General features: G+C 71.7%; 8 protein-coding genes. 6 read left to right on the top strand and 2 right to left on the bottom strand.

Features of this window, described 5'->3' with window-relative positions; translation table 11 throughout:
• Together ITP53_RS53005 and ITP53_RS53000 are read right to left on the bottom strand one after the other, a co-directional pair.
• The coding region (locus tag ITP53_RS53005) for a sialidase family protein (RefSeq protein WP_195903075.1) at positions 1–1,519 on the bottom strand (1,519 nt) is incomplete at its 3' end.
• A 255-nt stretch (positions 1,520–1,774) separates the two neighbouring features.
• Positions 1,775–2,893 carry a globin domain-containing protein gene (locus tag ITP53_RS53000; protein WP_195903074.1) on the bottom strand — a complete coding sequence of 373 codons (1,119 nt, stop codon included), beginning with the start codon at positions 2,891–2,893 and terminating at the stop codon, positions 1,775–1,777.
• Positions 2,894–3,075: 182 nt separating this feature from the next.
• Here ITP53_RS53000 and ITP53_RS52995 point away from each other — a divergent pair, with 182 nt between their 5' ends.
• The 6 genes from ITP53_RS52995 (at position 3,076) to ITP53_RS52970 (ending at position 6,667) form a co-directional block, all read left to right on the top strand.
• Complete coding sequence (locus ITP53_RS52995; RefSeq protein ID WP_195903073.1) at positions 3,076–3,267, top strand: hypothetical protein; 192 nt, start codon at positions 3,076–3,078, stop codon at positions 3,265–3,267.
• 62 nt (positions 3,268–3,329) lie between these two features.
• Positions 3,330–3,620: a hypothetical protein gene (locus tag ITP53_RS52990; RefSeq protein ID WP_195903072.1), complete on the top strand. Its 291-nt coding sequence runs from the start codon at positions 3,330–3,332 to the stop codon at positions 3,618–3,620.
• Between the two features lie 215 nt (positions 3,621–3,835).
• Entirely contained in the window at positions 3,836–4,522 is a 687-nt protein-coding gene (locus ITP53_RS52985) for a gamma-glutamyl-gamma-aminobutyrate hydrolase family protein (protein ID WP_195903071.1), read from the top strand.
• 9 nt (positions 4,523–4,531) lie between these two features.
• Positions 4,532–5,449 (top strand): alpha/beta hydrolase, encoded by a 918-nt coding sequence (locus ITP53_RS52980; RefSeq protein WP_195903070.1) that lies wholly within the window; start codon positions 4,532–4,534, stop codon positions 5,447–5,449.
• Entirely contained in the window at positions 5,446–6,225 is a 780-nt protein-coding gene (locus ITP53_RS52975) for an enoyl-CoA hydratase/isomerase family protein (protein WP_328818710.1), read from the top strand. Before ITP53_RS52980 ends, ITP53_RS52975 begins: the two co-directional genes overlap by 4 nt.
• 49 nt (positions 6,226–6,274) lie before the next feature.
• A complete protein-coding gene (locus ITP53_RS52970) occupies positions 6,275–6,667 on the top strand; it encodes a hemerythrin domain-containing protein (RefSeq protein ID WP_328818708.1) in 393 nt (130 codons plus the stop codon).
• Positions 6,668–6,844 lie beyond the last annotated feature (177 nt).

Genomic DNA, 6,844 nt, shown 5'->3' with positions numbered 1-6,844 from the left:
GGGTGGGCAGGGTCTCGCCGGTGGCGGTGGGTGCTTCGATGGCGATGGGGGCGGGGCCGCCGCCCTCGATCGGTGAGCCGCCCGCGACGGTGTACGTGCGCACGTCGAGCGCCCCGCCCGACGGCGCCGACGCGGCCGTGAACGCGGCGAAGGCGTTGCCGCCGGGGATGACCGAGGTGGAGATGTAGTCGCCGGCCAGGCGGCCCCCAGGAGTGTCCGCGAGCCAGGCGGGCGCCATCGGCCCGCGCAACTCGGCCGGCGCGGCCCAGGTGGCGCCGCCGTTGGTGGAGGAGGTGTAGGCGACCGTGAGCCGGCAGGCCGCGCCCCGGCACTCGGCGTCCGGGTAGCGGTAGTAGGCCAGTGCGAGCCTGGCCGTGCCGCCCGAGGTGACGCGGTCGACCCCTAGGCCGGGGACGAAGTGGTCGCCGCCGTCGTTCGTGACCCGCAGGACGTGGCCCCAGGAGGCCCCGTCGGCCGACTTGCCGAGCACGATGTCGTTGCCGGCGCAGCCGGGCTGGAAGCGGCAGTCGTGCCAGGCGACGTACACCGTGCCGGTCGCGTCGGTCTCCGCCGACGGCAGCGGCGCGGCGCGCAGCCCGCCGGGCACCGTGCGCCGGTGCACCTCGGAGACCAGCACGCTCGGGCTCCACGTCACGCCGCCGTCGCGCGAGCGTAAGGCCCGGATCTGGTTGTCGTTGCTCAGGTACGGCACCACCACCGTGCCGTCCGGCCGCACGACGGGCTGCCCGCCCAGGCCGGTGGCCGAGGTGCCGGCCACCGTCCAGGTCAGGCCGCCGTCGGAGGAGCGGGCCACCTTGATCGCGTTGTCCGCGGCGTGGTCGTCGAACACGAGGTAGCAGCGCCCGTGGAAGCGGCCGGCCGGCGCGTTGTCACAGACGATCCACGGCTTGTCCAGGTCGCCTCCGTCCGCCGCCGCGGCCGTGACCGGTCCGCCCCAGGTCAGACCCCCATCGGCGGACCGGCTGACGAGCGCCGCCGCCCCGGTGACGCCACTCCCCTCGGCGGCGCCACTCGCCCCGGAGGCGTCACTCGCGGCAGCGCCACTGGCCCCGGCTGCGCCATCGGCTCCGGCGGCGTCGGCTGCGGTGGTGAGCGCCAGGGAGGAGATCAGCCAGACGCCGTGCCTGGCGTCGAATGCCACTGACGGGTCGCTCGCCCGGGGGTGGGGGCCGCCGCCGAACGTGGTGATCCCGGGGAGCACGCCCCGGTCCCACGTGACCCCGGCGTCGGAGGAGGTGGCGAACGCGATGCCGGACGCGCCGCCGTCGAAGAACCGCCCTGTTTGCTGCGCGGTGACGATCGTCGTGCCCCACGCGTACGTGTCCGGGCCGGCCTGTGTGCCGTGCTGGCTGGTGGCGTTGGCGTACGGGTCGGCTCCGATCTCGGTCAGTGGCACGCCCGCCGACGCCGGGGCGGAGGTGAGGAGCAGGGTCGCGGTGATGACGGCCGGTACGGTGACGAGTCCGCCGATTCCTCGGCGCCTGGCGGGAGATGGCACTGCGGACCTCCACTTGGCGTGTCAGACTCCACCTCGCACCGTTCAGCTCCCGCTGTCAACCTCCTGATCACAAGATGGGCACCCGCGGCCCCCGGCCCGATCCGCGCGCCGTCGTGGCGGACGGCGCGGACAGGCCGGGCCGCCCGGGTCCGGCGGGCAGGCGGGCGGCCGGGCCGGGTGACCGGCGGCTGCGGCTCGGCGGGCGGCGCGCGGACGGGCCGAACGGCCGGCGGCCCCGGCTCGGCGGGTGTGGGGTCAGCGTTCGCCCTGGATGACGTCGCGGTGGATGCGCGACAGCGGGACGCCGTCGATCTGGAGGCGCCGGACGGTCTCGTTGACCATGGTGGACGGCCCGCACACGTACACGTCGTGCTCGGCCCACGAGTGGAAGCGCTGCGTGACCTCGGCCAGGTTGCCGCGCATCCCCTCGTACGACGGCTGGTCGGACACCACGGGCAGCACCCGCAGCCAGGGGAACGACGACTCCATCCTGATCAGGTCGGGCAGGTCGTAGAGCTCCTCGGCGGTGCGGGCGCCGTACAGGAGGTGGATGTTGGGGCGGCGGCCGGACGCGATGAGGTGCTCGACGATGGCCTTGAGCGGCGCCAGGCCCGTGCCGCCCGCCACGCACAGCACGTCGCGGACGCTGCTCTCGCGCGGCGCCATCGTGCCCATCGGCGGCCCGAGCATGAGCGTGTCGCCGATGCGGGTGTGCCTGATCAGCGCGGTGGACACCCAGCCGCCGGGGACCGAGCGCACGTGCAGCCTGATCGTGTTGTCCGGGCGCGGCGCGTTCGCGATGGAGAACGTTCGCCACACGCGCGGCCACCGGGCGCATTGCACGTTGACGTACTGACCGGGCGTGTACGGCAGCCGCTGCGTGGGCCGCAGCGTGATGACGGCGATGTCACGGTGACGCCGCTCGTGGTCGACCACCTCGGCCAGCCACCAGGCGGGGGAGACCCCCGCGTCCGACTCGGACGACTCGATCATGAGGTTCGCGGCCACCGTGTACGCCGCCACCCAGGCCGCCTCGATCTCGTCGTTCCACACGTCGGCGGCGTAGCGGCGGACGGTGGCGAGCAGGGCGTTGCCGACGGCCGTGTAGTGCTCGGAGATCACGCCGTACTTACGGTGATCACGGCCGAGCTGGCCCAGGAACGCCGCCAGACTGTCCGGGCTGTCCAGACTCCAGACGATCCGCGTCAACGCGCTGAACAACCGGTCGCGCTGAACGTCCATGGCGGGCGGGAACATGCCACGCAGGTGCGGACTCTCGGCGAACAACCGGCCGTAGAAGTAGGCCGTGGCCTTGTCGGCCATCGGCTCGATGACGGAGAAACTCTCCTTTACCAGGCGCGGATTCAACGACATATAACCCAACACCTCACCCTTTGGACCGGAAGCGTTATTCCGGTCTGGTCGTCCACCTCCCTGACGGCTCCGGGTCGTGAACGCACGGAGGGCCCCGGCAATCCGATGCGCTCAAAATTGAGTCTTACACCACCGATGAGGCGTCACAACCGATTCCCCCCAATACGGTGCGAAGCTGAACTATGCGTAGTGAGTTCGTGATTCTTCGTGTTCAGCATTTGCCTCCTTTCGAGCCGGCGAACGCGAATATCAGTCATATCTGCCTTCACTGCGATCTCATCGGGAAGGCGGAAACGGCGGAACACGCCTGCGCCGGGAAATCCGGCGATCTCGCTGATCCGCCCGGCCGGCACCAGCCGCCGGGCGGTGCGTGAGGAGCATGTCACCTGTGCTGGAAGCCGTTTCCCTCGGGGTCGGGCGGGCGTACCATCCGGCCATGGCAGTCCTGCATCCCCGGCGGGTCGCCTGGGAAGGCGCGCGGATCTTCGTCCACGCCGCCAACACGGACGCCTACTGGTGGCTCAGCGACACGGTGGGCCACTATCTGGGGATCATGTACCAGCTGCAGCTCTGCGAGACGCGCCTGCGCCTGCAGGCGGAGGCGGACGCGATCTACGCGGAGGCGGGCGCCTGGCGCGCCAGGCTGGACGAGCTCCTCGACACCCGCCCGGCCGCCGCCTCGATCCTCGCCCAGATGATCATCGAGACCACGTCCCGCCTGCCCTGATGGCCTGCTTCGCCCCCACCCAGAAGGGTCGTCACAGCAAAGGGTGATGAAAGGGGCGCAGGGCGGAAAATCCGGCGCCTTGGGAGGCAAGTTGCAGGCGGGGATCTTTGGGAGGGGTGACATATCGGAAAGGGTGTGCGCCATGATGGGGCATGTGGCCGTCACCTCGACCGGCTGATGGCGGCACGGACTCCACCCTGTCCCCTGGAGATCGAATGTCCCGACCGCTGATCGGTATCACCGCCTACTTCGAGGCCGCGCGCTGGAGCGACTGGGTGCGGGAGGCCGTGCTGTCTCCTCCCTCCTACGCCAAAGCGGTCGCGCGCGCGGGCGGCGCGCCGGTGGTCCTCCCGCCGATCGGACCCCATGCCATCGACGACTACGTACGCGGCCTGCGAGGCGTGGTCCTGGCCGGCGGCGTCGAGTTGGCGGCGGCCGCCTACAACGGCGAGCAGGACGCGCGGGTGCACGAGCCGCAGGAGCACCGGGACCGCTTCGAGCTGGCCCTGGCCAGGGCGGCCATCAGGGCCGACGTGCCGATCCTGGCCATCGCCAGAGGCATGCACGTGCTCAACGTCGCCCAGGGCGGCACGCTGATCCCGTGGCTGCCCGAGGTGCTCGACAGCGACCGCCACGCCGAGCCGGGCGTGCCCCACACCATCCAGGTCAGCGTGTCCACCAAGCTGGGCAAGGCCGTGGGCGACCTGGTCGAGGTCACCGCGCCGCACCACCAGTCCGTACGCCGCCTCGGCAGCGGCCTGCTGGCCGTCGCCTGGGCCGAGGACCAGATCGTCGAGGGCATCGAGCTGCAGGGACACAGGTTCGGCGTGGGCGTCCAGTGGCACCCGGAACGCGGCGACGACAACCGGCTCTTCGATGCGTTCATCGAGGCGGCCCGCTAAGCTGCGATCATGCCGCTGCACCCCCAGGCACGCGATTACCTCGCAGCCATCGGGCCGGAGGAAGAGACCGACTTCGACTCGATCACGCTGGAGGACATCCAGCGGACACGCGCGCAGACCGACGGCGCCGCGATCCACCGCGGCCCGCTGACGAAGCTTCCTTTCGTCCGCGACGAGGTGGCCGAGGGCGTGCCCATCCGGATCTACCGCGCCGACCCCGGGGACGCCCCGCTGCCGGTCGTGGTCTACTTCCACGGCGGCGGGTGGGTCTACGGCAGCATCAAGCGGGCCGACGCGGCCGCGCGCTACCTGGCGGTCCACAGCGGAGGGGTGGTGGTGTCGGCCGGCTACCGGCTCGCCCCCGAGCACCCGTTCCCCGCCGCCGCCGACGACGCGTGGACCGTCGTGCGCGACATCTTCGCCCGGCCCGCGTTCTACCAGAGCAACGGCGGCGTGGCGGTGGTCGGCGAGAGCTCGGGCGGCAACCTCGCCGCCGTGGCCGCCTGGCAGGCCCGCGACGCCGGGCTGCGGCTGACGCACCAGGCGCTCGTCTGCCCGGTGCTGGACGCGGCCATGGGCACGCCCAGCCACCGCGCGTACGCCAAGGGCTATGTGCTTCCCGCCGCGGAGATCGCGTGGTTCCTGCGGCAGTACGCCGACGGGGTTGACCCCGCAGACCCGCGGCTGTCGCCGCTGCGGCTGCCCGAGGCCGCGGGTCTGGCGCCGGCCACCGTGGTGACGGCCGAGTACGACGTGCTGAGAGACGAGGCGGAGACCTACGCCCGGCGCCTGGCGCAGGCGGGCGTGCCCGTCGAGCACCGCCGATACGACGGCGCCCTGCACGGTTTCTTCGCCCTGCCCGGCCTGTTCGACCAGGGCGCCGACGCCCGCTCATACGTCGCGGGGCGGCTGCGGGAGTCCTGGTGACCTACACCAAGCTCAAGCTCGACACCCCGGCCGACGGGGTGCTGCGGGTCACGATCAGCGAGCCGGGCAGGCTCAATGCCGTGGACGCGACGGCCCACCGCGAGCTGGGCGAGATCTGGCGCGACGCCGACCGCGACGACAGCGTGCGCGCCGTCGTCGTCAGGGGAGAGGGCCGGGCGTTCTCGGCGGGCGGCGACCTGTCCATGATCGAGGACATGACGCGCGACCACGCCACCAGGATGCGCGTGTTCACCGAGGCCCGCGACCTCGTCTACAACGTGCTCAACTGCTCCAAGCCGATCGTCTCCGCCATCCAGGGACCCGCCGTGGGCGCCGGGCTGGCCGTGGCGTTGCTGGCCGACATCTCCGTCGCCGGCCGCACCGCGAAGATCATCGACGGGCACACCAGGCTCGGCGTCGCGGCGGGCGACCACGCGGCGATCGTCTGGCCGCTGCTGTGCGGCCTGGCCAAGGCCAAATACCACCTGCTGCTGTGCGAGCCGGTCACCGGCGCGCAGGCCGAGCAGATGGGCCTGGTGAGCCTGTGCGTGGACGACGACGAGGTGCACGACAAGGCGATGGAGATCGCGCGGCGCCTCGCCGACGGCGCCCAGGACGCCATCAGGCTGACCAAATACTCGCTGAACAACTGGCTGCGCCTGGCGGGCCCGTCGTTCGACGCGTCGCTGGCCATGGAGTTCCTCGGCTTCAGCGGGCCCGACGTGGCCGAGGGCGTACGCGCGCTAAAGGAGAAGCGGCCCCCGTCGTTCGGCTGACCCGCGGGTGTGCTTCCCGGCCCCTCGGGTAGTCGCCGCACATGAGGATGTGGTCGACCTGCCGCCGCGCCGGCATCAGGAGATCAAGGCCATGTTCGACGAGGTCGAGAACGCCGCCCCGGAGGACAGGACCGAGACGTTCCAGCGGCTGGTGCGCTTGCTCGCCGTCCACGAGACAGCAGAGGAGGAGATCGTCCATCCCTACGCGCGCCGCAAGCTCGATCACGGCGAGGACGTGGTGGACGAGCGGCTGGCCGAGGAGAACTCGGCCAAGGACATGCTCACGCAGATGGAGCGGGCACCCGAACGCCGGGGTCGAGACGGCACCGAAGAACCTGCTCGTGGGTCCGCCCGTCGCGATCATGGACAGGACCCGGGACGTGATCCGCAAGGCGATGGGCAAGCAGGGTTGAGGGCCGCCCGATCCCGCGTGACGGCCTGAGCGCCTGGAATCCCGAGGTGGTTGAGCAAGAGCCCCTCGGACACGGGCGCGACCTTCCCGCTCCTCGTCCCGCGCGTCACAAACGCGGTGCCGGCCGCCCGGGGCGGCCGGCATGGCGATGTTCAGGACCAGATGTTCAGCACCGGGGAGTAGCGGGCGTGAGGCGACGTTCAGGGG

Source organism: Nonomuraea cypriaca (assembly GCF_015645445.1).
In the GTDB taxonomy this organism is placed as follows: domain Bacteria; phylum Actinomycetota; class Actinomycetes; order Streptosporangiales; family Streptosporangiaceae; genus Nonomuraea; species Nonomuraea cypriaca.
The sequence above is the reverse complement of the archived record's forward strand: the minus strand, read 5'-3'. Positions and strand labels throughout refer to the sequence as shown.

Coding starts and splice junctions, on each gene's coding strand:
- ITP53_RS53000 (WP_195903074.1), bottom strand. CDS start 2,893: ATGTCGTTGAATCCGCGCCTGGTAAAGGAGAGTTTCTCCGTCATCGAG.
- ITP53_RS52995 (WP_195903073.1), top strand. CDS start 3,076: ATGCGTAGTGAGTTCGTGATTCTTCGTGTTCAGCATTTGCCTCCTTTC.
- ITP53_RS52990 (WP_195903072.1), top strand. CDS start 3,330: ATGGCAGTCCTGCATCCCCGGCGGGTCGCCTGGGAAGGCGCGCGGATC.
- ITP53_RS52985 (WP_195903071.1), top strand. CDS start 3,836: ATGTCCCGACCGCTGATCGGTATCACCGCCTACTTCGAGGCCGCGCGC.
- ITP53_RS52980 (WP_195903070.1), top strand. CDS start 4,532: ATGCCGCTGCACCCCCAGGCACGCGATTACCTCGCAGCCATCGGGCCG.